This window comes from Microbacterium sp., from assembly GCF_046295495.1.
Taxonomy (GTDB): domain Bacteria; phylum Actinomycetota; class Actinomycetes; order Actinomycetales; family Microbacteriaceae; genus Microbacterium.
In genome coordinates, this window is sequence record NZ_JBKBNC010000011.1 from 40033 (window position 1) to 63570 (window position 23538).

Consider the following 23538-nt stretch of genomic DNA (forward strand, 5'->3'; position numbering starts at 1 on the left):
ACGTTTGGCTAGGTCCTGTCAGGAGACCGTGGCGGACAGCAGAGGACGCTTGACCCCCATCTCATAGAGGGAGTCTCGCCCCATCAACTCGTCGATGTCCGACAGAAGCTCTTTGTCGCCGCCATCCGCACGGAGAAACGACGCGAGGGTGAGCCATGAGACGTACATCGACTTGTGATCCGCATCACGCGACATCTTCTCGTACACCTTCGGCCTCTTCGGCGAAGACGCGGTAGGCCTCATCCACAGTCGCGAGTGGTGCGCGACCAAGTTTCGTAGGACTATGAGTCCGGTGAGCTGAGTCTGAAAGAGCGGATTCGCGACGCTGAAGGTCGATGCGACCTTCTTCCAAAGCCACTGATCCTCGCCCTCGTGCCGCACCGGTGCGGTCTCGGTGATCATGCGTTCGAGTAGACCTAGGGTCCAACCGTCTACCGCGGCCCAGATCGGAAGTGTTTCCATCGCGGCGAGTTGGTCTGCCGCAGCCATCTTCTTCGGGGTGTCGCGCCATGGGCGCCCGTGCGCCTTCTCGTGGACCTCAAACATGCCAAGCACGAACGGTTCTCGCGACCGAACGATCTGCTCCCGGAGGATGACGTCGACCGGCGTGGAGTCGGAATTCATCACCAAGAAGTGGTCGGGCTTCAGGAAGCAACCGGTGGGCGTATAAAGCTCGCAGTGGTGATCCACGAGCGCCGCTCGTAGCCGCCACTCGAGCGTTCGTAGTGCGGCGAACAGGCGCGTCGAGACTTCATGGTCGAGTCGCACCATTTGAATGACGCGGTCGATACGGTCGTCGCCCTCGATTAGACCCTCGCGCCGCAGCTTGCGGAAGTTGCGTGCGTACCCAAGGAAATAGTGAAAGTTCGTCCGCTTGAGGAAGGTGTAGGCGTCGTCGCTCAGAGCGCCATCCTCGATGTAGCCACGCCTGACGAGGTACTCGGCGCGCTGGGTTGGGCTCAAGTATGGGCGGTCGTCGGTCATCGGTCTACCTGCGGGTGAAAAGAAAGGACCCCCGCAGGGCGCTTCCAGGAGAGGCGGCGGGGGGACTGGTGACTTCACCTTAGCGGAGACGTGTGACAGGACGCGAATGGCGTGTCCTACCGGCCGCTGGAGACCATAAGCGGCGCTGCATGCGCGACCCTTGAACGCACGCAGTTAAGGCGCCACTACCGCTAGGCCATCGACGACGAAGAAGATGCGCTGATCTGCCGGACTGGTTGTCCGCAGGATGGTCAGAACACGACATCGTCGGGATTCAGCTCGGTGACAACAACGGCGAAGTCGAACGCGTGCGCGGCCGCCTGCGCCTCCGACATGTGCTCGGCCACGACGGCAAGCTGGAACGACTTCGCTATGGAGGTCGCGGCGGAATGCAACGGACTGACCCCGCGCCGCAGTGATCCGCCGTGTTGTGCACTCGTCACCGGCCGTGCATCGCCAACGGGAGCGCGTTAGCTGCCGTGCATCTCGCCGAAAATCCCTACCCACGGACTGTCCCCGGCGAGCATCACCACCAGCTGCGGCCGTTGCGGGCCGCAGCTGAGCGGAGCGAGCAGCGGCTCGGGTTGACGTCGTTGAGAACCGGGCGAGCTGAGTGTGCGCGGGAGGCGGGGACGGCCTCCCGGAAGCGCGCAGCGAGTTCTCCTCTGTATGCGCAATGTGGGCAACCTCTCACATCGAACGTCGATGCCGGCGATCACGATAAACACCTTCTGTGCGTCCCGACGCCCCTTCCTGCTCGCCCCTCAGCCGGGCACGACTACGCGCCAGATGCGCTTATAGCGGCTGCCGCCGAGAGGCAGTACGGTCTCGCGCCGTTGCGCGCATAGGGGCTTCGACGCGGGACCCCGCGTCCTCCACCCCACTACGTGAGGATCCCCAAATGTCCGAAGACTTCACCACCATCAACATCGACTTGTCGGAGACCGCCACCATTCGTGGTGCGTTGCGTTTCGCTCAGGCGAGGTACCGCGCCCGCCTGCTGTCTGCCGCTCACCTGAATCGCGCGGCGGCGGAAGCGGAGACCGTGTTCGATGGCATTGGTCTGACCATCGCTGAACGCGTCGGCGTCCGCATCGAGGTCTCTTCTTCGGACCGCGAACAGTCCCGGCGCGGGGAGGCAACGGCGAGCTTCGCCGAGGTCGAACGGACCCGGACCGGATGGCGGCTCAACCGCGTCGCGCGTCGGGTCAACCGTCGCACCCAGACAACATGGCTGACGACGACCATGCCGAGCGACGCCGTGCTTGCGCACGCCGCCGCTCGGATGTTGCGTCGCGGCACCGATGGCAGCGGTCGGCTGTAGTTCACTTGTGCAGTCCCGGCATCCCTCGACTGAACTGGTGCCGCCGCTGAGCCATTAGTCGCGCATAGAGAGACACTGCTCACAACACTTGGGTGCCCGGTCGGTGGGGCGACCGGGCACCCAGCCTTTGTCTGCCGGTGGTCGACCCTTCGACCCGACGGCCTCCTCTTCATCCGGTGTTCAGTGACAGAAGCGCCGCGCACGGAAAAGAAATGAAACGCATCCTGCTGACGGCTGGCGCCGCACTGACTCTCGCTGTCACTCTCGCTGGTTGCTCTGCACCCGGGTCCGAAGCGCGTGACCTCGCCGAACGCTGGCTATCCGGGGAAGCCAGCGTTCAGTGCAACGCCGCTTCGACGTGGAGCGCATGGGAGCTCGGATCGGCGAAGTCCCTCCGGACCATCGAAGGCTCCGAGAGGTGGGCAATCGAGATCTCTGGAACTCGCAGCATGGCCCCTGAGGCCGGCGGCCACCTTCTCGTGGATCTGCGCGAGGACGAGGGCAGCTGCGTGCGCTGGTACGAGTGGCCCAAGTGACGCCCTGCCCATGACATCAGAGACCCGGCATCGCCTTGAAAAGAGTGTCGGGGGCTCGCGCGGACCCAAGATGGTCCGCAGGCCCCCACTGTGGGTCCCCGGACGTACGATGTGCTGAGGACGGAGCTGCTCGGGCCCTGGGGCGACCCGGGGCCCACCCCCGTTCGAGGAGGCATCAATGCGGTTCAAGGTGATGGTGACGAAGGTCGAAGTAGCCGAACTGTGGGTGCGAGCAACCGACGAAGAGTCCGCCACTAAGAAGGTCAGAGGCGAGCTGACCACGCCCTGGGCGTACGCCGGGCGGTGGGACACGAAGGCGACCGAGGTACAGGTGGTTGAGTCTCAACGCGAAGCTGGCAGCCCAGAACAAGGTCAGTTGCCAACGTCCGGGCCGATGCTGTTCAAGCTCAAAGACGCGGCTGGCGAACTCGGCATCTCTTACGGCACGTTGCACGCGCTAATGAAAGATGGCGGCATCGAGTACACCCAGGTGGGGTCCGGCAAGTACATCTCGCGTGCATCGTTGGCCGCCTTCATTGAGGCGAATACCCGGCGGTAGGATCAAAGAGCCGGCCTCCGTAGCTCAGTGGAAGAGCCACTCCGTCCTAAGGAGAGGGTCGGGGGTTCGAATCCCTCCGGGGGCACCTTTCACGGAGTGCCGTTGTCAACGGCACTCACGACCACACTGCAACTACCTACTCGCGTCGCCTTGACCGCGGGGGACCGCCTTTCCGGAGCCGACTACCCCTACTTAGGCTGATGTCTCGCCCAGCGTCCTAGTAGGTGACTTGGACGAAGCGCGTGTCGTCTTCGTCACCGTCGGACAGATCGACAGCCCGACCGTCGCCTCGCGTGGGATCCTGCAGAGACCACTCATTCAAGTTGACGGCCAGCTGGCCGGGGTCGCTGCCGGCGGCATCGCCCGACTTGGCTTCGGACTGGAGGAAACTGGCCTGCGCGCGCCAGTCCGTCGCTACAGCGTCGAGGAAGTGACACAAGCGAACGGCTCCGGCTATGCCGGCGTGCGCGACATCCAGGGCGGGGATCTCCGTCGTGCCGGACCAGGGCAACCCACCTGCCGGGCTTATGTGACGCACCAGATCGGCCGGTCGCACACACCAGGACCAGTGGTTGAACCAGGGCTGCAGTTTCCGCTCGGGAGGCAGGTTCCGGTAATGCAGCTCCTGTCCCGACCAACGACGAAAGTAGGCAGGACCGCTGTCCTTCGAGGGGTTGCTGCAAGCTCGGCAACGGCCCTGTACATCCGGGTCGGTAACGCAGTGGCGCCTCCAAGGTGAGTCAGGGTAGACCGGCTTTGACGGCAAGAGATAGAACATCGGTGCCTTTGCGTTGGCTACGTAAGCTCTGAGTTGGCGATTCGAAATCTCGTTCACCCAGGCGCCGCTTGCGTTGGAGTAGATGGTCTTGCACTCGACATCGAACCGCCGATGCCCGTCGACTTCATGGTCGATGTTTCCTGGACTCGCCGTTGGCCCGACACCTTTTGTCGTTCCAGGGTTGGTCGCATTCGGCGACCAAAGAACGGCCGTCGGTGCGGCCGACAAGAACTCGAAGGCAAAAAGCGCATCAATCGTGCGTTCAGGGATGACTACAGGCATCGCAATACTCTGCCATTCCACGGGAGCGGGCGTAGCGGAACCTTCAGCAGTCGTGGATCGGGTCACTGAACTCACTCAGCAGGTCGGCTACTCCTACCTAATAGGGGTGACGCGACGTACAGAGGACTGTGACCGACTTCGTCGTCCAACCGGTGTTTCCGCGAGAATCCGATGCTTTCCCAAAAGCCATCCGCGTCCAACGAGAAGGCGACGGTCTGGTGAGCAGCGTAGGTCTCCCGGATCAGGTCGACACACCCACGGCCGACACCCGAACCCCAAAGGTGCCGTCGGACCTCGAACATATCGATCTCGATGGTCGGCCTACTCGCCTCGAAAAGTGCATGCTGGGTCTCGATTCGACGCTCCAGAACGAGCGCCCTTGCAACCTCCTCGTCACTGTTCGCGATGACAAGGAAGCTGACGCCAAGTCTTCCGAGCGCCCAGTCGACGTACTCCCACCAACGGGTGTGGGCATACCCCGCGACACTGAGATCGAAAGGGCTGGCCCACCTGCTTACCGGGTGCAGGAAGTTAACGCGAAGATCGTCGAGCACCCTGCTAGCTTCGCCCACGTCGAACCCGGACCTCTGATCTCCCGAGTCGAGCGCGTCACAATCGGTCGATTTTGGCCTCCTGTTGTGCCACCTTCCGGGGATGACACAGAGGTCGACTTCCGGACGGCAAAAAGGTGCGTCTTGGCCGCTGGCGACGCACGTACCTTTGTGGCACCGCGCATGCACGAGTAATGAGCGCTCAACTCTTCGGTCTCGCCCGCGTCTCAACAGAAAAGCAGGCGCTGGACCGCCAACTCGACGCTCTCCACTCGTTCGGCGTTCCCGGCGAGAACATCGTGACAGAGAAGGGTGTGTCGGGTGCGGCGGCCCATCGCGCCGGGCTTGATGCCTTGATGCTTCGCGTGCGTCCCGGGGATACGGTCGTCGCGCACGACCTGTCTCGTCTGGGTCGACGAACGCTCGAGGTTGTCGGGCTTGTCCGTGCACTCACTGGGCGCGGCGTCGACGTACGCATCCTGCAGCCGGGGCTCGTCTTCGACGGCAGCCCCTTATCGAACTTGCTGCTTTCGGTCATGAGCGCCATCCATGAAATGGAGCTCGAGACCACCCGTCAACGAACGGTTGACGGTCTCGCCGCTGCTCGCGCCCGGGGACGCGTAGGCGGCCGACCTGAAGCACTCACTAACGCGCAGCGCGCAGAGGTCGTCCGCATGCGTGCTGAGGGAAGGCCCGCTGCCGAGGTCGCTGCGCTTTTCGATTGTTCGATTAGAACGATACGGCGCTGCACGCAGCGGAGGTCGTCGTAGCGTTCAGGCGTCAGCTCGTCAGGCTTGACTGGAGCACGGTGCGCCTCCGTTCGTCGCTAAGCAGACCTCGCGGATCGCGCGCGCTGCTTGAAGCAACGGCTGAGCTCAGCGTGACTTCGCCGCGAGACGCGCAACTTGTGCTACGAACGCGACGGGGGCTGCGTAACCCGTGTGCTCAAGCAGATAAGCGCGCGTCACGACGTCGCGCTCCCTGGCGGTGCGGGTGGCACGCCACCCCTCGCTCTCGCGGAGGTCGCTCGACAGGTCATCAATCGCCGCCTCGAGGGGTGCGTACGCGAGAGCGGAGTTTTCGCGCAGCGCCCTACTCGCGTTTTCTAGTGACCATTTCAACGTTGTGGCGTCGTCTTCCGCGTTGCGGAGCTCGTCCAGAACAACGCGGCCCACGGTGGTTCGCTGCGTCTGCGTGGCGGCTCGGTAGCGCGGGTCGAGTTCGATTTGCTCGGCCAGATGCGCGATACGTACAGCGCGGGTTTCGCGTTCATCGTTCCACGACGCCCTGCGGTCCGATTCCCACTGGGCTCGAAGGTCGGCTAGCTGGCCGGCCCAGTCAGTACCCGCCAAGTACAGTGCGGTCGCGCCCAACCCGTACCAGCGCAATTCGAGGCCCATCGCCTGGCCGTCGCGCTTACGTGCCAGCCGCGCGAGCGGCGCCGGAGTCTCGTCGATGCTGTGGATCAGCTCGTCGGCGTCGAGGTGGGCAACAGAGATAGCGATGAACGGAGCGAGCATCTGCTGCGCGAGGTCGAGAGCCTCATCCACGGACGTTGATTCGTGGTCCAAGATGAACGTTGGCTCTCCAGGAAAAGACGCGTCGACTATCGTGAGGCCTCGGCGCTCGGCCCCCCGGGTGAGTTGGTCGATAAGTGGCTCGAGGTCGTCCATGTCGGCACTTTATCGATTACTGGCACGACGGGCGCCTGTAGATTCTGGGTCAGGTATTCATACCTTCGCCCTCGCGTTGGGCGCGTGCCCAAGGAGAATCATGCCCATCCGACTCGTCGGCGTCCTTTCGCTCACCAAGTTCTACAGATTTCCTGATGTCATCGATGAGCTCGCTACTCTCGTTCCCGGGGTGACGACTGGGGTGGCGGTTCAAGCGCTGCCCGCCCTCGGGCCGCTCTGGAACGACGTAGTCGAGTTCGATCCACGCCCAGTCAACGCACGAACTGTAGCTGGCTCCGAAGTCGTTGTGGATGACGAGTTGCTCCGTGCGGCACGAGCAGGACGGGAAGACCGCTGGCTGCTTCTATGGTGCGCTCTGCTCATCGCGGATCACCGAATGGAGGCCGTCGTACGAGAGGTGCTGACCGACGGAGAGGGCCGCTTCGTCGAGGGAAACATGAGTGGTGATGGTCTCGCCGCGGCGCTCACCAACTGGGATGACTACAACGGCAACGGAACCCGGACGCCCACACGAAACGACAAGCCCATCACCAACATGCTTCGGTTCCTCGCCGACGGCGGTGTCATGGAGCCGGAAGAGCACGGTAAGAGCATCGTCGGGGTGCGGCGGCTGCTTCCGACCGCTCACGCTGTGCCCGGCTTGCTGCGCCTTCTGCAGGACCGAGTGGACTACTGGGGCGATTCGGCGGCATTCCAACCGGCATCGAGCGCCGAGATCGTCGACTTCGCGCTCGCCCTTGGATCCAACCGCTGGTTGGGCCTCACCCGCGAGGAGTTCACCCGGGCGGCTCGGGGACCAGGTCCCGTCACTGCGCCGACACCGCGGCGGGCTGTTCCCCAAGACCTCGTAGAGCTGCATGAGCTCCTCGAGACGAAAAGGCAAGTGGTTCTGCAAGGCCCCCCAGGGACCGGCAAGACGTACCTTGCCAAGGCATACATCGACTGGTCGAGCAGCGGGCGGCGTGAGGACAGCCGCCTTCAGACCATCCTCGACAATCTGCCCTTGAGGGAGCGTACGCCGCAGCGAATCGCCGACGAGGTGGAGCGCCTCGGCCTCAGCGCTCTCTGGGAGATCGTGCAGTTCCATCCGTCTTACGAGTACAACGACTTCGTTCGCACGCTCGCCGCAGAGCCGGTGCCCGGCGGGGTGACCTTCGTCCCTCGTCACCGCATCCTGAGCCTCATTGCCGCTGTAGGCGCGGAGCTCGAAACGCGCAATTCCGACTGCGAGCTCATCTTGGTGCTGGACGAGGTCAACCGTGGCAACATTCCTAGCATCTTTGGGGAACTGCTCTATGCGCTCGAATACCGCGGGCAGCCCGTCGCCACCGCGTACTCTGTGGACGGTGACGCCTCCATCGCTATCCCGGAACGGCTGAGCGTCATCGGGACCATGAACACCGCCGACCGGAGCATCGCTGTCATCGACTATGCGCTCCGCCGACGATTCGTGTTCTTGACGGTGCCCGCGTCCAGTAAGCCCATCGACCAGCATCCCGGCTATGCGAGTCCGAAACATCGTGGCGCTGCCCGCCGGCTATTCGACGTCGTCCATGATGCGCTCGGCGATTCTGCCTCCGGCATCCAGGTCGGACCCTCCTACTACCTGCCGTCACGTACCGGTGTATCCGAGGACCTCGCCGTCCGCGAGCTAGCGTCGCGCTTCATCTACGAGGTGCTCCCGTTGCTAGATGAATACGTCCTGGAAGGTGAGCTCGACTACGCGACACTGACCTCACTGCTGGGCGAGGTCGGAGTGAATCGTGATGACGCGACCGCTGCTCAAGTCGACGCGCTCCAGGCGGCGCTTCTGGTATGACGCAACGTGTCGAGGTCGTGGAGCTCGGCGAGTACGGTGAAACACTCATCGACGATACGCTCGCGGAGCTCGTCGACGCTGAATTCTGGGCCGCTCTCGGCATGACCGTGAGCAAGTCGCCGGGCGCTGATCAGTGGACGCTCAAGGCTGGCTCGCTTTCGGGGATCGCACGCCTGCGCACCCGCGCGGCCGATGTCACGGTGCGCATCGAGCCCAAGTTGCCGGGGGCTGACCTCGTGTTCCTGGCCGAGCATGCCTACGGTCAGAAGGTCGAGGCGCTTCGGCGGCCAAAGGCAGACCGCGTGGGTATCGACTCACAACACAACGACCCCATTGCCACGCTGCTGATCTGGTACGTGGATGCCGTACGCGAGTTCGCGACGCGGTGGCTCCGCCGCAGCTACCGCACACGTCGAGTCATTCTCAACTCGCGGGTCCGCGGCCGTGTCCTCACTGGGCCCTACATCAACCGCTCCCTGACTTCCGCCAGAGCGAACGAGATCCCGTGCGCCATCACCGAGCGCACGGTCGACACAGCCAACAACCGTGTCCTCAAAGCGGGTCTGCGCCGCGTCGGGATACTCGCCCGGACGCTCCCGGTTCCCGCGGCCCAGCGTGCCGTTCGGCGCGCCGTGGCCGGCACACTTCCTCTTTTCGCCGATGTCCAGGACGTCGAGGTGAACGGGACGCAGCTTCGCGCCTTGAGTACGCGCGGTCCCGAGCGTCACTACGAAAACATCCTTGCCACGACCACAGACTTGCTACAGGGGCGCTACCTCGGCCAGAACCTCGGGCAGGCGAGCGTCGAGTCATTTCTTTGGAGCATGCCTGACCTATTCCAGGAGGCAGTTCGCGGTTTGCTCGGCGAGAGCGAACTGTTCACGATGCGTGGCGAGCGCCGACCAACGGCAAAGTACTACGACGCGGCGGGTGGGCGTTTACGCTCATCACGCATCGACCCGGACTACATCGTCGACGGGCCAGATGGCATCGTTCTGCTCGACGCGAAGTACAAAGATGCACTGCCTGGCCTTGGAGGGACTGACACCGACCTTCTCGAGAGCAAGACCGGCCCCTCGCTTCGTGTCTCACGCTCGGACCTTTACCAACTCGCCGCGTACCGGCAGCATGCATCGTGGGATTCTGCTCCCGTCGCTCTGGTCTATCCGGTCATCGTGAAGACCGGCGACGCGTTGCCTGACCCATACGTCGTCCAGGGCCTTGGCGACCCCATTTGGCTCGTTTTCGTGGACGTGGGGCGACATGCCCGCGAACACGTCGCGTCCTTCATCCAAACCATCGCGGGTCTCGGGGCACGGAACGCGAGGCGGGATAGTGGCGCCTCTGGTACCACGCCGACGGAGTAAACACCGTCCCCGCTGTAGCGTCGAGACGTGCAACTGACACATGGATGGCGCAATGTGCTCCCGCCCAAGGTCGTCGACCGCTACGAGGTCCTGGAGACACGCAACGCCGCCACGATTCTCAAGGCGACCGACCTCGCGGCGTTCACCGAGGTGCTTCAGACTCTCGACCGCTTCTCACTCACTGCCGCGCATCTGCTCCTCGCCGGTGGCAACGAGGGACTAGTCGCTAAGCAGTTGAACGCAGCGATGCGAAAGCGCGGATGGCGCGAGGCACGGGTAGACACGTCCGTGCAGCACACGCTCGTCAAATTCAGAGCGCCCGGGACGAATGAAACAGCGGAAACCACATGGCGGCCGCCCGCGCAATCGTGGGAGGGCTACAAGGCGGATTGGGTCAAGGGCCGCGTCGCAGGAGACTGCGAGTGGAACGCGAAGGACGGAAACCTCGACCGAAACTTCGCCTCCTACCGTTCGCTGTACGAGGCGGGTTTCATCGACGGAGCGGTCCTCGTGACACGCACGATGTTCGACCTGAGGGAGCTTGAGGCAACTCTCATATCCGAACTGATGCAAGTGGGTGCGGAGCAGGCGGCGGCCGTCACCGGGTACCCGTTGAAAGGGTTCAAGGCGAGCATCGAACGAATCAATAAGGCGCGCGCCGAAGGCAAGAAAGAGCTGCGGCTTGGCACCACAACCTCAACGAACACGACGAAGATCATCGAGCGGCTCAAGCGGGGGGACGGGGGAGGCTGCCCCATCCTCGTTCTCGGGATCTGCGCTCGCACGTTCGATGGAGTGAGGTTGAATGCCCCTCCTCCTGGACGCCTGACTCAACCCGTGGCGACCTTGACCGAGGACGAGATGCTGGACGAAAGCAACTGGGCCGACGAGTAGCGCGCCGCTGACGAATAATGTCGGGCCCAAGTTCTAAAGTGGGCTCACTCCCAAGTTCCACTTTCGAAGGACCCACGTGACGCTGACAGCTGAGCCCACTCGCACCCGCACGAAGCGGGCCGCACCCCTACGCGCGGAGCTGGAAGCCCCGCCGCTTCCGACGGTTGAGGGAGGGTTCGCTTGCATCTACGCGGACCCGCCGTGGCAGTTCCAGAACCGCACCGGCAAGGTTGCGCCGGAGCATCGCCGACTCGACCGCTACTCCACGATGACGCTCGACGCCATCAAGGCGCTTCCGGTTGCCGACGTCGCCGCCAAGAACTCGCACCTGTACTTGTGGGTGCCGAACGCCCTGCTCCCCGAGGGCATCGCGGTGATGGAGGCGTGGGGCTACCGTTACGTCAGTAACATCATCTGGGCGAAACGCCGGAAGGACGGGGGACCGGACGGGCGGGGGGTCGGCTTCTATTTCAGGAATGTCACGGAGATCCTCCTGTTCGGAGTTCGCGGCTCGATGCGCACGCTTCCTCCGGGCCGTTCACAGGTCAATATGCTCGAGACGCGCAAGCGCGAGCACTCCCGCAAGCCCGACGAGATGTATGACCTGGTCGAAGCCTGTAGCCCGGGCCCACGGCTGGAGATGTTCGCGCGTCACGCCCGTCCTGGATGGTCACTATTCGGTGACGAGTCCGACGAAACCATCGAGCCACGTGGCGCAGCTCATCGCGGTTATGGTGGCGGCGCGATAGAGCGTCCCGCAGCGCCGACACTCGAGCCACACGAGCGTATGTCGGAGGATGTTGCAGACGCAGTAGGCGAGACCCTCCGGGCGTTCTACGAGAGCGGGCAGAGCCTTCGTGACCTGGTGGGTGTAACCGGCTACTCCCTGCAGCGTGTGCGCTCGCTCCTCATCCGGGCAGGCGTCGATCTACGACCCCGAGGCGGTTCCCATTAGCTTTACGATGCCGGCGCCATAGTTCCACAGAGACGAGGGGCTACGGGAAGCGGAAAGAATCGTTTCGGGATACCTCGACCCAATCGAGTGCCCGCCAACAGATCGCCGCCCACCACATCAAACCTGGCCTAGGTGCCCGGAGGTTCGTCCGACCCGACTGTCGTTCGCTGTCGTGGGTCGGTTGCGATCTTCTAACGGTCGAGTTGCCGAGCTCAGGCATGGTGAGGCGTCGGCCAGGGAATCAGCGCCGCCGCGTCGTTCAAATGGGCCGCGACAGCGTCGAGGTCGTCATCGAAGAGGTCGGCGTAGGTGTCGAGCGTCATCGCAGCCGAGGCGTGACCGAGCATGCGCTGGACTGCTTTCACGTTTGCACCCGCGCTGATCGCCAGCGACGCGGCAGTGTGCCGAAGGTCATGAGGTGTTACGCGCGGAAATGACGGGTCGCGCGCTTGGGCGTGCCGTACAGCTGTCGCGAACCAACTTCGCTCCCCACTGTCTCTCTTCATGTGGTTGCTGCCGTTTCCGAAGATCAGAGCATCCGGCGGCTTCTTCGCGCATGCGGCAGCAATGAGCGAACCGAGACGTTCCGGGTAGGGGACCGAGCGTCTCGTATGGCTTTTCGGTGGTCCAACATGAATCTCCCAGCCAACGAGCACGGCGTTCTCCTCGATGGCTAGCCGTCGGCGCGCAAGGTTGACGTGGCGCACGCGCAAGGCAGTTGCCTCACCCCACCGCAGTCCGGTGTAGGCGAGCACCAGCACTAGGGCAGGATGCTTGGATTCTGCCGCGAGGCAACCCACCTGCTCATGCGACAGATAGACGCGATTCCTGCCGAGGGAACGGCGGGGAAGGTTGCGGATATTCCGCGCGGGATTCTCCGTGAGCCGATGGTCGTCAACCGCCGTGTCCAGGATGCCGGCGAGCACGCCGAGCGCGCGCAGCACCACGGTACGAGATCGACGCACGCCCAGGTCTGCCACCCATGCTTGAACTTCCGAACGGTGAATGGATGCAAGTTCTCGATGCGCCCAAAGGGGTGCAACGTGCGCCCGCCAGGCGTGTTCGAGGGCCGTGAATGAGGACGGTGCCAGCATCGGCGGTCGCTTCGACCGGAACCACGCCTCCGCAAAATGGCCCAGGGCAACCTTGGATAGTGACGGGTCGATGTATAAACCTGACGCCGACGCCACGGTCACCGAAGCCAAGAAGAGCTGCGCTTCGCGGATGGTCACGAAACCGCGCTTCTCGCCCTCGGTGTGGTCGGGCTTCCGATACCGCGCGCGGTATCGGCGGCCGCGCGCCGTTTGATAGGCCGTTACGCTGCCCATAGAAACCTCGTCGGAGAGTCCGCTGTTGCATCCCCCTCGTCAGTCTGCGACCCGGGGAGAAAGTAATCAACTACTGACCTCCGCCCACCCATAGGGTGCGCGGGCGCGGGGGTATGCCCGCGCACCTCGCCCAAGTGGCAGGCTCCGCGCCCACGCGGGATTCAGTAGCGCACGGCTATGCAAGGGGATGCTGTTTGAGTAGCGAGTATTCAAGCGGGTATCAAGCATCCCACCAGTCCGACTCGCTCAGACGACCACCGCAAGTGCGTGAACACTGCTGAGAGAGGGTTCAGCATCCCTCGGGTTGTTTGACTTCCTGCCAGGATGTCAGGAGTTCGAATCTCCTAGGCTCCACAATCGAGAACGATCAAGCCGGCCCTCGGGCCGGCTTCTTCTCTTTCCCGGGCGTCGTTCGCGCATCCGCGCCCTGAACGCTTCGCTAGAGTCTGCACATGGACATGCGGGTGGCCGCGTACGCCGTCATCACCGACGCCGACGACCGCGTGTTGCTGGCCCACTGGATCGACGGGCGTCGGGCGTCCTGGACGCTACCGGGGGGCGGTCTGGAGCCGGGGGAGGATCCCGCGCACGCCGTGCGTCGCGAGGTCCGAGAAGAGACCGGTTTCCGCGTGACGGTGGGCGACCTCCTCGGCATCCATTCCCGGGTGATACCGGCCGAGGCTCGACTGGCTGCCGACTCGTCAGGTCCGCTGCATGCTCTGCGGATCGTCTACCGCGCCCGGATCGTCGGCGGGCGTCTGCGCGCCGAGGCGGACGGATCGACCGACCGGGCGGACTGGTTCACCCTGCCCGCCGTGCACAAGGTGCGTCGCGTCCAGCTCGTCGACGTGGCCCTGCGGATGGCTGGTCTGACGAGCAGCTGAGAAGTCAGGAGCGCTCGGTCGTGATGTCGGCCACGACAGCGCCGTAGGCGGTGATGAGGTCGTCGGCGTCGACGAACAGGCTGTAGCCGTGCGCGCCGGCACCCATCGCGATGCGCGTGCCGACGATACGCTCGTCGGCGAAGACGGGCCACGCCGTGGAACTGCCGATCGGCACGATGGTGCCGCGCTCGTAGCCGGTGGCGGCCAGGGCGAGATCCGGCTCGGGGAGTCGGAGTTTGTTCACGCCCACGACCGAGCGGAGCTTCGGCCAGGAGATCGCGCGATCACCCGGGACGAGGGCGAACAGGTACGTATCGTCGGAGCGCTTCACGACGAGGGTCTTCACGATGGATGCAGGCGGGATGCCGAGCAGCTCGGCGGCCTCATCGAGGGTCGAGGCCGCGGGGCGCTCACGCACATCGACAGAGAGGCCGCGCTCACGCGCGGCCTCTCGGACTCTGATGGTGGGGTCGCTCACGCGTCCGGTGCACGCAGCGGATCGTCGGCCACCCACAGCTCGTCGTCGGCACGCAGCGTCTGCCAGGCGGCGTACGCGACGCCGGCCGCGGCCACGACGCCCAGGATGATCGCGATGACGCCACCGGCGCCGATGCCGTCGTTCTGGGAGGGCAGCTTCTTGGCGAAACGCTTCGACGCCTGCTTGCCGTACTTCTCGGCGCGCTTGGCGTACTTGTGGGCGTCGAGCTCGAAGCCACGGCCCTTGGCGAGTCGATCGCGGGTGTCGCCTGCGGCGTCCCACACGGACATGGCACCGCCGACCACAGCACCTGCGGCCGGGACGACCTTGTTGCTGAGGAAGCGGTTGCTGTACTTCACGCTCTTGTCGACGTACGGTGCGGCGTACTTGGAGTACCCGTCCTGCACGGCGGGGACGAGGTCTTCGCGGCTGAAGCGACCGAGCTGGTGGCCCGCTTCACGAGCGACCTTCCCGCTCTCGCCCAGCAGCACCTGCTGCGACTCCCACACCTTGGCGGCGTGCTTCTGGAGCTTGCGCAGTTCCTTCTTGCTCTTGCGGCTGAGGCCCACGGCTCATCCTCCCTGTCGATGGGATGTACGTTCGTTCATCTTGCCAGAACGGGTCGCCTGCGCCGCCGACCCTTGCAGATAACTCTGAGAGAATGTACCCATGGCCAACCACACCGCCGTCGCGACCCTGCACACCAACCACGGCGACATCGTCGTCAACCTGTTCGGCGACCATGCCCCGCGCACCGTCCGCAACTTCATCGGACTCTCCGATGGAACCCAGGAGTGGACCGACCCGGCCACCGGCTCCAAGGGCGACGGACCGCTCTACAAGGACGTCATCTTCCACCGGATCATCCCCAACTTCATGATCCAGGGCGGCGACCCGCTCGGTCAGGGCGTCGGCGGTCCCGGGTACAACTTCAACGACGAGATCCACCCCGAGCTCGACTTCACGGCTCCGTACAAGCTCGCCATGGCCAACGCCGGCCTGCGTCGCAACGCCATCACGGGTCAGGCCGAGGGCACCAACGGCTCGCAGTTCTTCATCACCACCGACCCCACCCCGTGGCTCCAGGGCAAGCACACGATCTTCGGCGAGGTCGCCGATGACGCCTCCAAGGCCGTCGTCGACGCGATCGCCGCGGTGCCCACCGGTGCGCAGGACCGTCCGAAGCAAGACGTCGTCCTGCAGTCGGTCGACGTCGTCTCGGTCTGACCGAGCGGGCGGCGGCGGGTGTCCACGACCGAGGAGTTCCGTCGCAACAGCGAGAACTTCTGCTACCGGCATCCTGACCGGCAGAGTTTCGTGCTGTGCCAGCGGTGCATGCGCACGGTGTGCTCGGAGTGCCGCACCCCCGCCGCCGTCGGCGTGATCTGCCCGGAGTGCATGGCGCAGCAACGCGCTTCGCAGACCCCGGCGCAGAAGAAGGCGCAGAGGCGCTGGGCCTCGCGGCCGATGGCCGCGGTGTCGTCCGAGCGTCCGACGATGACCCTCGGCATCATCGCCGTGACCGGGTTGGCGTACATCATCTCGCTCATTCCGGGGGTCGGCTCGATCCTGACGAACGCCCTCGCGTTCAACAGCATCTTCCTGCTCCCGCAGGCCGGCGTCATCCAGCCGTGGCGTCTGCTCACGGTCGCCCTCGTTCACGACGGGTTCTTCCACGTCGGGCTCAACATGCTCGCTCTGTGGTTCATCGGCCGCAGTCTCGAGCCGCTTCTCGGTCGTTCCCGGTTCCTGGCGCTGTATCTGATCGGCGCCCTGGGCGGGTCCGTAGCCGTCGCGCTTCTCGCGCCCGGCGTCTGGACGGTCGGGGCGTCGGGCGCGATCTTCGCGCTGTTCGGCGCCCTGCTCGTGATCGGTCGCCACATCGGCGCCGACATCCGGGTGATCGCGATCTTGATCGGCATCAACTTCGCATGGCCGTTCGTGCTCGCGGGTATCAATGCGATCGGCTCGGGTGATTTCGCCGCTTCCCTCGCCGCGGTCGGCATCTCCTGGCAGGCGCACCTCGGTGGGCTGCTCACCGGCGCCGTGGTGGGCCTCATCTACTCACGGACTCGCGCACCGCGTCAGCGCGGTCTGCAAACGGGTCTGCTCGTGGGCTTCAGCGTCGTGCTGGTCGCCCTGCTGGCCATCCCCGCCGTGGCCTACCTGTAAGAGTTATCCACAGGCTCATCCACAGGTGGGGATGAATTACACGCGTGTAAGTCAGCGCCACCGCGTGGTCATCAGGAAGCCGACGAAGGCGATGCCGAAGCCGATGACGAGGTTCCACGGGCCGATCCCGGGGATGGGGAACTGCGAGTTGCTGAGGTAGAACACCAGCACCCACACGAGGCCGATGAGCATCAGGCCGATCATGATGGGGAGGAACCACACCGGGTTCGGGGCGGATCCACCGTCATTGCGTTCGGCGATCGGGTCTTCGCCTTTGCCAGTTCGAGCCATGCGGCACAGTCTAATGCTCCGGCGTGCGTGAACCCACGGAACTAGAATCGCCTCGTGCACACCGTCACGCAGCCGCAGACCCGTCGCAGTCGACGGCCCACGCGTGCGGCAAGCCGCGGCGTCTCGGTGATCGGTGTGATCGGTGATCTGCTGGTCACGGCGGGTGTGCTCGTGCTGCTCTTCGTGGTCTGGCAGTTGTGGATCGGCGACGCCATCATCGGTGCACAGTTCAAAGACCAGGGGCGCGATCTGAGTGAGCAGTGGGCGAGCGATCCGGTCGCCCCCCTGCCCGAGTCCACGACCACTCCCTCCCAGCCGTCCGGACCGCCCACGGCTGACCCGCCGGCCCTGGCTCAGCCGGGGGACGCCGAGAGGTTCGGCGTCGTTCATATCCCCCGGCTCGGTCCGGACTATCACTTCACGCTGGCCGGCGGGGTGAGTTCCTCCCGCACGCTCGACCCGATCGGGCTCGGCCACTACCCCGACACCGCGATGCCCGGGCAACCCGGCAACTTCGCGATCGCGGGACACCGAGGCAGCCACGGTGCCCCGTTCGCCGACCTCCCGTCGCTGCACGTCGGCGACGCCATCGTCGTCGAGACCGAGGACGGTTGGTACACCTACCGATACCGGAACCTCGAGTACGTGCGCCCCGACGCCGTCGACGTGCTGCTCCCGCTTCCGCGGCAGCCCGAGATCAAGGCCACCGATCGAGTGATCACGATGACCACCTGCAGCCCCCGCTACGGCTTCTCGGAGCGCGCGATCGCCTATGGCGTCTTCGAGTCCTACACCCCGCGCACCGACGCCGGCCCGCCCACCTCTCTGACCACGGGAGCAGCCTGATGTACGGAGCCCTCTGGCGCATTCTGCCCGGCCCCTGGTGGGTGCGCCTGTTGATCGTCCTCGTACTGCTGGCCGCCGTCTTGTACGGCCTCTTCTTCTACGTCTTCCCCTGGGTAAGCGACCTCGTGTATCCCTCGGAGGTCACGGTCGAGTGAGGCCCTGGCGCGTCGTGGTCGTCGACAACCGCGACAGTTTCGTCCACACCCTCGCCGGCTACCTGCGCGATCTCGGGGCGGAGACCGCCCTGATCCCCGCCGCGGACCCCGGCGTCGTCGAGACGGTCCGCTCCGATGCCGCTGCGGTGCTCATCTCCCCCGGCCCCGGCCACCCGGATGACGCCGGGTTCTCCGTCGAGATCGTGCGCGCAGCGGCGGGGCGCGGCATCCCCCTGCTCGGTGTGTGTCTGGGCCATCAAGCGATCGCGCGGGCCTTCGGCGGGACGGTGGGACACGCTCCGGAGCTGCTGCACGGCATCACGAGCGCCATCCACCACGACGGTGCGGGGGTCTTCGCCGACCTCCCCGACGGCTTCGTGGCCACCCGATACCACTCGCTCGCGGTGGACGCGGGGGCGGTCCCCGCCGAGCTCGAGGTGACGGCCCGCACCGCCGGGGGCGTCGTGATGGGGATGCGTCATCGCTCCGCGCCCATCGAGGGGGTGCAGTTCCACCCCGAAAGCGTGCTCACGGAGGGGGGTCATGCGCTCCTGGGGCGCTGGCTCGAGAACGCGGGCCTCCGCGGCGCGGTCGAACGCGCCGGGAGACTTCACCCCCGCGGGCTCAGGAGCCCGAGCACACCGTCAGAGTGATCTCACTGTGCACGGGCACTTCGCCGGGGGCGAGTGACTGAGCGCTCACGGTCGGCGGCGTGGAGGCGCGGCATCCGGGATCTTCCTGCGTGACGACGGTGAGCTGTTTCTCGTCGGACTGCAGCTCACGCTGCGCGGCCTCGAGTGTGTAGCCCGTGTAGTTCACGATGACGACCTGCCCGCTGGCCACGACGAGATTGACCGTGGTGCCCTTGGCGACGTTCGACCCCGAGTCGATGCTGGAGGAGACGACCGTCCCGGCGGCGAGGGCCGGATCGGCCGTGCGGCGGATCGAGCCCACGGAGAGTCCCGACGCCTCCAGCGATGCGCGGGCCTCCGTCTCGGAGATGCCCTCGAGCGGCGGCACGGTGGCCGTGTCGGGTCCGGTGGAGACGTACACGGTGACCTGCTGGCCCGCGGCCACCGTGGTCCCGGCGTCGGGTGTCGTGCGCGTGACGTTCCCCTGGGCGATGGTCTCGTCGGGCTCGTTGACGCGACTCGCGGTCAGCTGCTGCGCCTCGAGTGTCTCGACCGCGCGGTCGTACGACATGTCGACCACGTTGGGAACCGCGAACGACGTGGTGGGCACGTCGTCACGGGGTTGGATCTGCATGACCCAGATCAGCACGGCCACGAGCAGCACCGCGAGAACGGTGACGCCCGCCCAGATCCAGGCCACCGGCGGTCCCGGCTGCGTGCGTCGCATCGTGGTGTCGGTGCTGAGCTGACGGAGCGAGCGAGCCGTCTCGGCCGCCTGACGCGGGTTCGGTCCGTACAGCTCGTTCGAGAGGGCGGACATCTGACGCTTCGTCGGCGCCTTGCCGTCGGCCGTCTCGTCGAGGGCTTCGCGGAAGCTCGCGGCGTCTTGCGGTCGCTGGAACGGATCCTTCGCGAGGGCGCGGAGCACGATGGCATCCAGGGTCCGGGGGATGGACTCGTTGACCTCGCTCGGCGGCAGGGGCGCCTCGCTGACGTGCTGGTAGGCGACGGCGACGGGTGTCTCGCCGCGGAAGGGCGTACGGCCCGTCAGCAGCTCGTAGAGCACCACCCCGGTGGAGTAGAGGTCGGCCCGGGCATCCACCGACTCCCCCTTCGCCTGCTCGGGGGAGAAGTAGGCGGCCGTGCCGACGATGGCGGTGGTCTCGGCGACGGTCGACGAGGAGTCGGACACCGCACGGGCGATGCCGAAGTCCATGACCTTCACACGACCGGCATCCGTGATCATGACGTTGCCGGGCTTGATGTCGCGGTGGACGACGCCCGCGCGGTGCGAGTATTCGAGAGCCTCGAGGATGCCGTCGATGTAGCGGAGGGCTTCGTCGGTGGGGACGGGGCCCTCGGCGATGATCTCCTTCAGCAGCCGGCCGTGCACGAGCTCCATCACGATGTACGGAACGGGTCGTTCCTGACCGTCGATGCCCGTCTCGACGTCTTCTCCGGCGTCGAAGACGCGGACGATCGTGGGGTGCGCCATGCGGGACGCCGCCTGCGCTTCGAGGCGGAAACGGGTGCGGAAGGCGGCGTCGCCGGCGAGATCGGCCTTGAGGATCTTGATCGCGACCGTGCGGCCCAGGGTCTGGTCGTACCCGCGGTAGACGCTCGCCATCCCGCCGCGACCGATGAGGTCGTCGACGCGATAGCGCCCGGACAGGACGCGCGTCTCAGTGGTCACGAAGAAACTCCCGGGGAGGATGGGTGGGGGAAGACCGAGGTCAGTTCTTGCCGTTGCCGTTGCCGTTGCCGGTGCTGCTGCCGTTGCCGGTGGAGCTGGGGCTCGGCGTGTTGCCGCCCGTGATGGAGGCCGAGGCCTCACCCGAGGGTCCGGCCGTGCGGTCGGTTCCGGAGCAGCTGACGGTGTAGGTGACGCGAAGCGACTGACCGACGGCGTTGCTCACCTTGAGCTGCGCGTTGCGCTCGTTCGGCGAGAACGACGCCGTGGACTGACCGGTCTCATCGAACGTGCCGTTGGTGGCGGTGAAGTCGTAGGCGGTGACGTTGCCCGTTCCGGCGGGGCAGGAATACTGCTGCCACGACACCTGGATGTCGCTACCGGCCGTGACGGAGCCGCCGGGCAGCGCGGGCGCGCTCGGCTGGCTCAGCGGTGTCTCTTCGCCGTAGACGGTCACCGTGATGTTCGTCCCCTCCGGGTTGCGCCCGGTGGGGTCGACCACGTAGACGAGTCCGACCTGGTCGGCGCTCTCGGCGGCCGTCCCGGTGGCGCAGGTCGCACCGAGGTTGGCATCGCGCAGCGTCGTGCGTGCTTCGTCGCAGGTCTGACCGATGAGGTCGAGGGCGTCGACGTCGACGAGCTGAGTCGTCTGCGTGGGTGACGGGCTCTGCGACGGCGTCGGGGGCGCGCTGGGGGTCGAGGGCGCGGAGGCCGAGTTCGACGGGGCGGCATCGGGCGTGTCCTGGTTCGAGACCAGGGTGTAGATCCCGCCGATGAGCACCAGGGCGAGCAGAGCGATGAGCGCGACCAGGGGCCAGGTCCAGGGACTGCGCTTCTTCTTCTGCGGGACGACGTCTTCTTCGGTGTGCTCCTCGGTCAGGAGCGAGGTGGCGCCCACCGCACCGGCGGCGGGCATCAGGCGCGTCGTCGCCGAGGTCTGTCCGGCGGTGAGCAGCTGGGTGGCGTCGTCGACCGCGGCGGTGCCGGCGGCGATCGCGGGAACGGCGGCGGCTGCGGCTGCCAGATCTCCGCGGCGCAGGGCGGCAGCGGCCCGGGAGACAGCGGCGGAGGATGCCGGACGGTCGTCGGGCTTCTTCGCGATCATCGCCATGACGAGGTTCTGCACCGGCACGGCCACCGTGGGCGGGAGCGGAGCGGGCTGCTCGTTGATCTGCGCCATGGCGATGGCGACCTGCGACTCGCCCGTGAAGGGACGCTTCCCGGCGAGGCATTCGTAGGCCACGATGCCGAGCGAGTACGTGTCGGTCGCGGGCGAGGCGGGGTGGCCCGAGGCCTGCTCCGGCGACAGGTACTGCACCGTTCCCATGACCTGGCCGGTCGCGGTGAGCGGCACCTGGTCGGCGATGCGCGCGATGCCGAAGTCGGTGATCTTGACGCGACCGTCGGGCGTGATGAGCAGATTGCCCGGCTTGATGTCGCGGTGCACGAGACCGGCCGCGTGGGCGGCTTGGAGTGCGGCGGCCGTCTGAGCGACGATGTCGAGGGTCTTGTCGCTCGACAGCGACCCCTCGCGCTCGAGGATGGTCGACAGGGCCTCACCGGGGACGAGCTCCATCACGAGGAACGCGCTGCCGTCCTCCTCGCCGTAGTCGAAGACGCTCGCGATGCCCTCGTGGTTCACGAGTGCGGCGTGGCGGGCCTCGGCGCGGAAGCGCTCGAGGAATCCGGGGTCGCCCATGTACTCGTCTTTGAGGATCTTGATCGCCACGGTCCGCCCGATGACGTGGTCGGTCGCTTCCCAGACCTCGCCCATGCCGCCGATCGCGATCCGCGAATCGAGCTCGTACCGCCCGCCGAAGGTCACACCCTGTGTCGGTCTCATTTACCCAGCACCGCCTCCATGACCTTCTTCGCTATCGGGGCGGCGATCTCGTTGCCGCTCCCGTTCTGCCCCTGGCCTCCACCGTTTTCGACGACGACGGCGACGGCGACCTCAGGGTCGTCCGCCGGTGCGAAGCCGGTGAACCAGAGAGTGTAGGGACGGGAATCGTTCTCCGCGGTGCCGGTCTTACCCGCCACCTGAACCCCGTCTATTCTTGCATTCGATGCCGCGCCGTCCTGGACGTTCGCCGTCATCATCGACACCATCTGCGCCGCGATGTCGGACTCGAGGGCGCGCCCGAACTCGCTGTTCGTGCCCTCGTCGGCGACCGAAAGGTTGGGCTCGATCACGCGGTCGACCATGCGGGGGTTCATCACCACACCGCCGTTCGCGATGCCCGCCGACACCATGGCCATCTGCAGCGGCGTCGCGCGCACATCGCCCTGACCGAAGCCGCTCAGCGCGGTCTGCGGCGCGTTCGGATTGGCGGGATAGGTGGATGCCGTCGACTGCAGCGGCATGGTGAACTGCGCGTTGAAGCCGTACTTCTCGGCCTCGGCGCGGATGGCGTCGTCGCCGAGCTCGACGGCGAGCTCCGCGAACGGGATGTTGCAGCTCAGCCGCAGGGCGGTCGCGATCGTGACGGTGTCGCCCTCTCCGCAGGCGCCGCCGCCGGCGTTGCTGACGACGTTCGTCGACTGCGGCAGCGTGTAGGCGGCGAGGTTCGGGAACGCCGAGTCGGGCGTGTACCGACCGGATGCCAGGGCGGCCGAGGCCACGACGAGCTTGAACGTCGACCCGGGCGGGTTGAGGTTGCCCTCGATGGCCCGGTTGTCGAGGGGCTTCGCGGGGTCGGCCGCGAGCTGCTCGTACGCGGCGTTCACGGCATCCGTGTCGTGCGAGGCGAGGATGTTCGTGTCGAAGCTCGGCTTGGACACCATCGCCAGGATGCGTCCGGTGGAGGGCTCGATGGCGACGACCGCTCCCTGCTGGTTGCCGAGGGCGTCCCACGCGGCTTTCTGCACGGTCGCGTCGAGCGAGAGCTCGACGTTGGAGCCGCGCGGCGCCTGTCCGGTGATGGCGCGGTCGATGCGCGAGAAGAACTGGTTCGAGTCCGACCCGCTGAGCACGCTGTTCTCCGTGGCCTCGATGCGCGTGCGGGAGTCGAGCACCGGGTTGAGGTATCCGGTCACGGGCGCCCACATCTCGGCATCCGTGTACTGGCGCTGCCAGCTGTAGACGTCGTCGGACGGCACGGACGAGGCGATGGGCGTGCCGCTGACGATGATCGAGCCGCGCTGGATCTCGTACGAGTCGTAGAGGGCGCGCGTGTTGCCCGGGGTGTCGGTCAGCGCATTGGCCTGCACGACCTGGATGATGCTAGTCGAGGCGAACAGGGCCAGGAACATCGCGAGCATCACGATGCTGAGGCGGCGGAGCTCTTTGGTCACGGTGCCTCCTCCGGAGTCGGGCGAG

At 65.8% G+C, this 23538-nt stretch carries 24 protein-coding genes and 1 tRNA gene; 14 read left to right on the forward strand and 11 right to left on the reverse strand.

The features are described from left to right. Positions 1 to 18 precede the first annotated feature (18 nt). Positions 19 to 984, reverse strand: coding sequence for an Abi family protein (locus ACK4LS_RS06335; protein ID WP_409714837.1), 966 nt, complete (start codon positions 982 to 984; stop codon positions 19 to 21). Positions 985 to 1885: 901 nt separating this feature from the next. On the opposite strand from ACK4LS_RS06335, the gene ACK4LS_RS06340 reads away from it, so the two are divergent. The 3 genes from ACK4LS_RS06340 (at position 1886) to ACK4LS_RS06350 (ending at position 3488) form a co-directional block, all read left to right on the forward strand. Then, positions 1886 to 2308 carry a hypothetical protein gene (locus ACK4LS_RS06340; protein WP_409714840.1) on the forward strand — a complete coding sequence of 141 codons (423 nt, stop codon included), beginning with the start codon at positions 1886 to 1888 and terminating at the stop codon, positions 2306 to 2308. 714 nt (positions 2309 to 3022) lie between these two features. After that, the gene (locus ACK4LS_RS06345) at positions 3023 to 3403 is read left to right on the forward strand and encodes a helix-turn-helix domain-containing protein (protein WP_409714842.1); all 381 of its coding nucleotides are present in this window, start codon (positions 3023 to 3025) and stop codon (positions 3401 to 3403) included. 13 nt (positions 3404 to 3416) lie between these two features. Then, positions 3417 to 3488, forward strand: a tRNA-Arg gene (locus ACK4LS_RS06350). 132 nt (positions 3489 to 3620) lie between these two features. Here ACK4LS_RS06350 and ACK4LS_RS06355 read toward each other — a convergent pair. Together ACK4LS_RS06355 and ACK4LS_RS06360 are read right to left on the reverse strand one after the other, a co-directional pair. Beyond that, positions 3621 to 4463, reverse strand: a complete 843-nt coding sequence (locus ACK4LS_RS06355) for a hypothetical protein (protein ID WP_409714845.1) — start codon at positions 4461 to 4463, stop codon at positions 3621 to 3623. A 71-nt stretch (positions 4464 to 4534) separates the two neighbouring features. Next, on the reverse strand, positions 4535 to 5017 hold the full coding sequence (locus ACK4LS_RS06360) for a hypothetical protein (RefSeq protein ID WP_409714848.1): 483 nt from the start codon (positions 5015 to 5017) through the stop codon (positions 4535 to 4537). Positions 5018 to 5208: 191 nt separating this feature from the next. Here ACK4LS_RS06360 and ACK4LS_RS06365 point away from each other — a divergent pair, with 191 nt between their 5' ends. Next, the gene (locus ACK4LS_RS06365) at positions 5209 to 5784 is read left to right on the forward strand and encodes a recombinase family protein (protein ID WP_409714851.1); all 576 of its coding nucleotides are present in this window, start codon (positions 5209 to 5211) and stop codon (positions 5782 to 5784) included. 105 nt (positions 5785 to 5889) lie between these two features. Here the strand turns inward: ACK4LS_RS06365 and ACK4LS_RS06370 are convergent, their stop codons facing one another. Beyond that, positions 5890 to 6687, reverse strand: coding sequence for a hypothetical protein (locus tag ACK4LS_RS06370; protein ID WP_409714854.1), 798 nt, complete (start codon positions 6685 to 6687; stop codon positions 5890 to 5892). A gap of 100 nt (positions 6688 to 6787) precedes the next feature. Between ACK4LS_RS06370 and ACK4LS_RS06375 the strand changes: the two genes are divergently transcribed. The 4 genes from ACK4LS_RS06375 to ACK4LS_RS06390 all read left to right on the forward strand — a co-directional run bounded on the left by ACK4LS_RS06375 (position 6788) and on the right by ACK4LS_RS06390 (position 11743). Then, positions 6788 to 8527, forward strand: a complete 1740-nt coding sequence (locus ACK4LS_RS06375; RefSeq protein ID WP_409714857.1) for an McrB family protein — start codon at positions 6788 to 6790, stop codon at positions 8525 to 8527. Further along, entirely contained in the window at positions 8524 to 9894 is a 1371-nt protein-coding gene (locus ACK4LS_RS06380; RefSeq protein ID WP_409714860.1) for a 5-methylcytosine restriction system specificity protein McrC, read from the forward strand. The genes ACK4LS_RS06375 and ACK4LS_RS06380 overlap by 4 nt, the downstream gene beginning before the upstream one ends. 27 nt (positions 9895 to 9921) lie before the next feature. Next, positions 9922 to 10788 carry a BglII/BstYI family type II restriction endonuclease gene (locus ACK4LS_RS06385; RefSeq protein ID WP_409714863.1) on the forward strand — a complete coding sequence of 289 codons (867 nt, stop codon included), beginning with the start codon at positions 9922 to 9924 and terminating at the stop codon, positions 10786 to 10788. 76 nt (positions 10789 to 10864) lie between these two features. Next, complete coding sequence (locus ACK4LS_RS06390; protein ID WP_409714866.1) at positions 10865 to 11743, forward strand: MT-A70 family methyltransferase; 879 nt, start codon at positions 10865 to 10867, stop codon at positions 11741 to 11743. 212 nt (positions 11744 to 11955) lie between these two features. Here ACK4LS_RS06390 and ACK4LS_RS06395 read toward each other — a convergent pair whose 3' ends face one another. Next, positions 11956 to 13071, reverse strand: coding sequence for a tyrosine-type recombinase/integrase (locus ACK4LS_RS06395; RefSeq protein ID WP_409714869.1), 1116 nt, complete (start codon positions 13069 to 13071; stop codon positions 11956 to 11958). Between the two features lie 452 nt (positions 13072 to 13523). Between ACK4LS_RS06395 and ACK4LS_RS06400 the strand changes: the two genes are divergently transcribed. Further along, complete coding sequence (locus ACK4LS_RS06400; RefSeq protein WP_409714872.1) at positions 13524 to 13955, forward strand: NUDIX hydrolase; 432 nt, start codon at positions 13524 to 13526, stop codon at positions 13953 to 13955. 4 nt (positions 13956 to 13959) lie between these two features. Here ACK4LS_RS06400 and ACK4LS_RS06405 read toward each other — a convergent pair whose 3' ends face one another. Together ACK4LS_RS06405 and ACK4LS_RS06410 are read right to left on the reverse strand one after the other, a co-directional pair. Beyond that, positions 13960 to 14433, reverse strand: coding sequence for an aminoacyl-tRNA deacylase (locus ACK4LS_RS06405; RefSeq protein WP_409714875.1), 474 nt, complete (start codon positions 14431 to 14433; stop codon positions 13960 to 13962). Then, positions 14430 to 15002, reverse strand: a complete 573-nt coding sequence (locus ACK4LS_RS06410; protein ID WP_409714877.1) for a DNA helicase — start codon at positions 15000 to 15002, stop codon at positions 14430 to 14432. Before ACK4LS_RS06410 ends, ACK4LS_RS06405 begins: the two co-directional genes overlap by 4 nt. Before the next feature lie 100 nt (positions 15003 to 15102). On the opposite strand from ACK4LS_RS06410, the gene ACK4LS_RS06415 reads away from it, so the two are divergent. Both ACK4LS_RS06415 and ACK4LS_RS06420 read left to right on the forward strand, forming a co-directional pair. Beyond that, the gene (locus tag ACK4LS_RS06415; RefSeq protein ID WP_409714880.1) at positions 15103 to 15660 is read left to right on the forward strand and encodes a peptidylprolyl isomerase; all 558 of its coding nucleotides are present in this window, start codon (positions 15103 to 15105) and stop codon (positions 15658 to 15660) included. An 18-nt stretch (positions 15661 to 15678) separates the two neighbouring features. Continuing rightward, a complete protein-coding gene (locus tag ACK4LS_RS06420; protein WP_409714883.1) occupies positions 15679 to 16605 on the forward strand; it encodes a rhomboid family intramembrane serine protease in 927 nt (308 codons plus the stop codon). 51 nt (positions 16606 to 16656) lie between these two features. Here ACK4LS_RS06420 and ACK4LS_RS06425 read toward each other — a convergent pair whose 3' ends face one another. Beyond that, a complete protein-coding gene (locus ACK4LS_RS06425) occupies positions 16657 to 16896 on the reverse strand; it encodes a cell division protein CrgA (RefSeq protein WP_076673116.1) in 240 nt (79 codons plus the stop codon). 54 nt (positions 16897 to 16950) lie between these two features. Here ACK4LS_RS06425 and ACK4LS_RS06430 point away from each other — a divergent pair, with 54 nt between their 5' ends. From ACK4LS_RS06430 to ACK4LS_RS06440, 3 genes are read left to right on the forward strand one after another with little or no spacing between them, the layout of a single operon-like run. Continuing rightward, positions 16951 to 17742, forward strand: a complete 792-nt coding sequence (locus ACK4LS_RS06430; protein WP_409714886.1) for a class E sortase — start codon at positions 16951 to 16953, stop codon at positions 17740 to 17742. Next, on the forward strand, positions 17742 to 17897 hold the full coding sequence (locus ACK4LS_RS06435; protein WP_181373441.1) for a hypothetical protein: 156 nt from the start codon (positions 17742 to 17744) through the stop codon (positions 17895 to 17897). Before ACK4LS_RS06430 ends, ACK4LS_RS06435 begins: the two co-directional genes overlap by 1 nt. Continuing rightward, positions 17894 to 18550, forward strand: a complete 657-nt coding sequence (locus ACK4LS_RS06440) for an anthranilate synthase component II (protein ID WP_409714891.1) — start codon at positions 17894 to 17896, stop codon at positions 18548 to 18550. The genes ACK4LS_RS06435 and ACK4LS_RS06440 overlap by 4 nt, the downstream gene beginning before the upstream one ends. Here the strand turns inward: ACK4LS_RS06440 and pknB are convergent. Genes pknB through ACK4LS_RS06455 form a run of 3 tightly spaced genes read right to left on the reverse strand, consistent with a single transcriptional unit; the run spans position 18522 to position 23513 of the window. Further along, entirely contained in the window at positions 18522 to 20222 is a 1701-nt protein-coding gene (gene pknB, locus ACK4LS_RS06445) for a Stk1 family PASTA domain-containing Ser/Thr kinase (protein ID WP_409714894.1), read from the reverse strand. The genes ACK4LS_RS06440 and pknB overlap by 29 nt on opposite strands. 40 nt (positions 20223 to 20262) lie before the next feature. Beyond that, a complete protein-coding gene (locus ACK4LS_RS06450; RefSeq protein WP_409714897.1) occupies positions 20263 to 22062 on the reverse strand; it encodes a serine/threonine protein kinase in 1800 nt (599 codons plus the stop codon). Then, the gene (locus tag ACK4LS_RS06455; RefSeq protein WP_409714900.1) at positions 22059 to 23513 is read right to left on the reverse strand and encodes a penicillin-binding transpeptidase domain-containing protein; all 1455 of its coding nucleotides are present in this window, start codon (positions 23511 to 23513) and stop codon (positions 22059 to 22061) included. The genes ACK4LS_RS06450 and ACK4LS_RS06455 overlap by 4 nt, the downstream gene beginning before the upstream one ends. Positions 23514 to 23538: the final 25 nt, after the last annotated feature.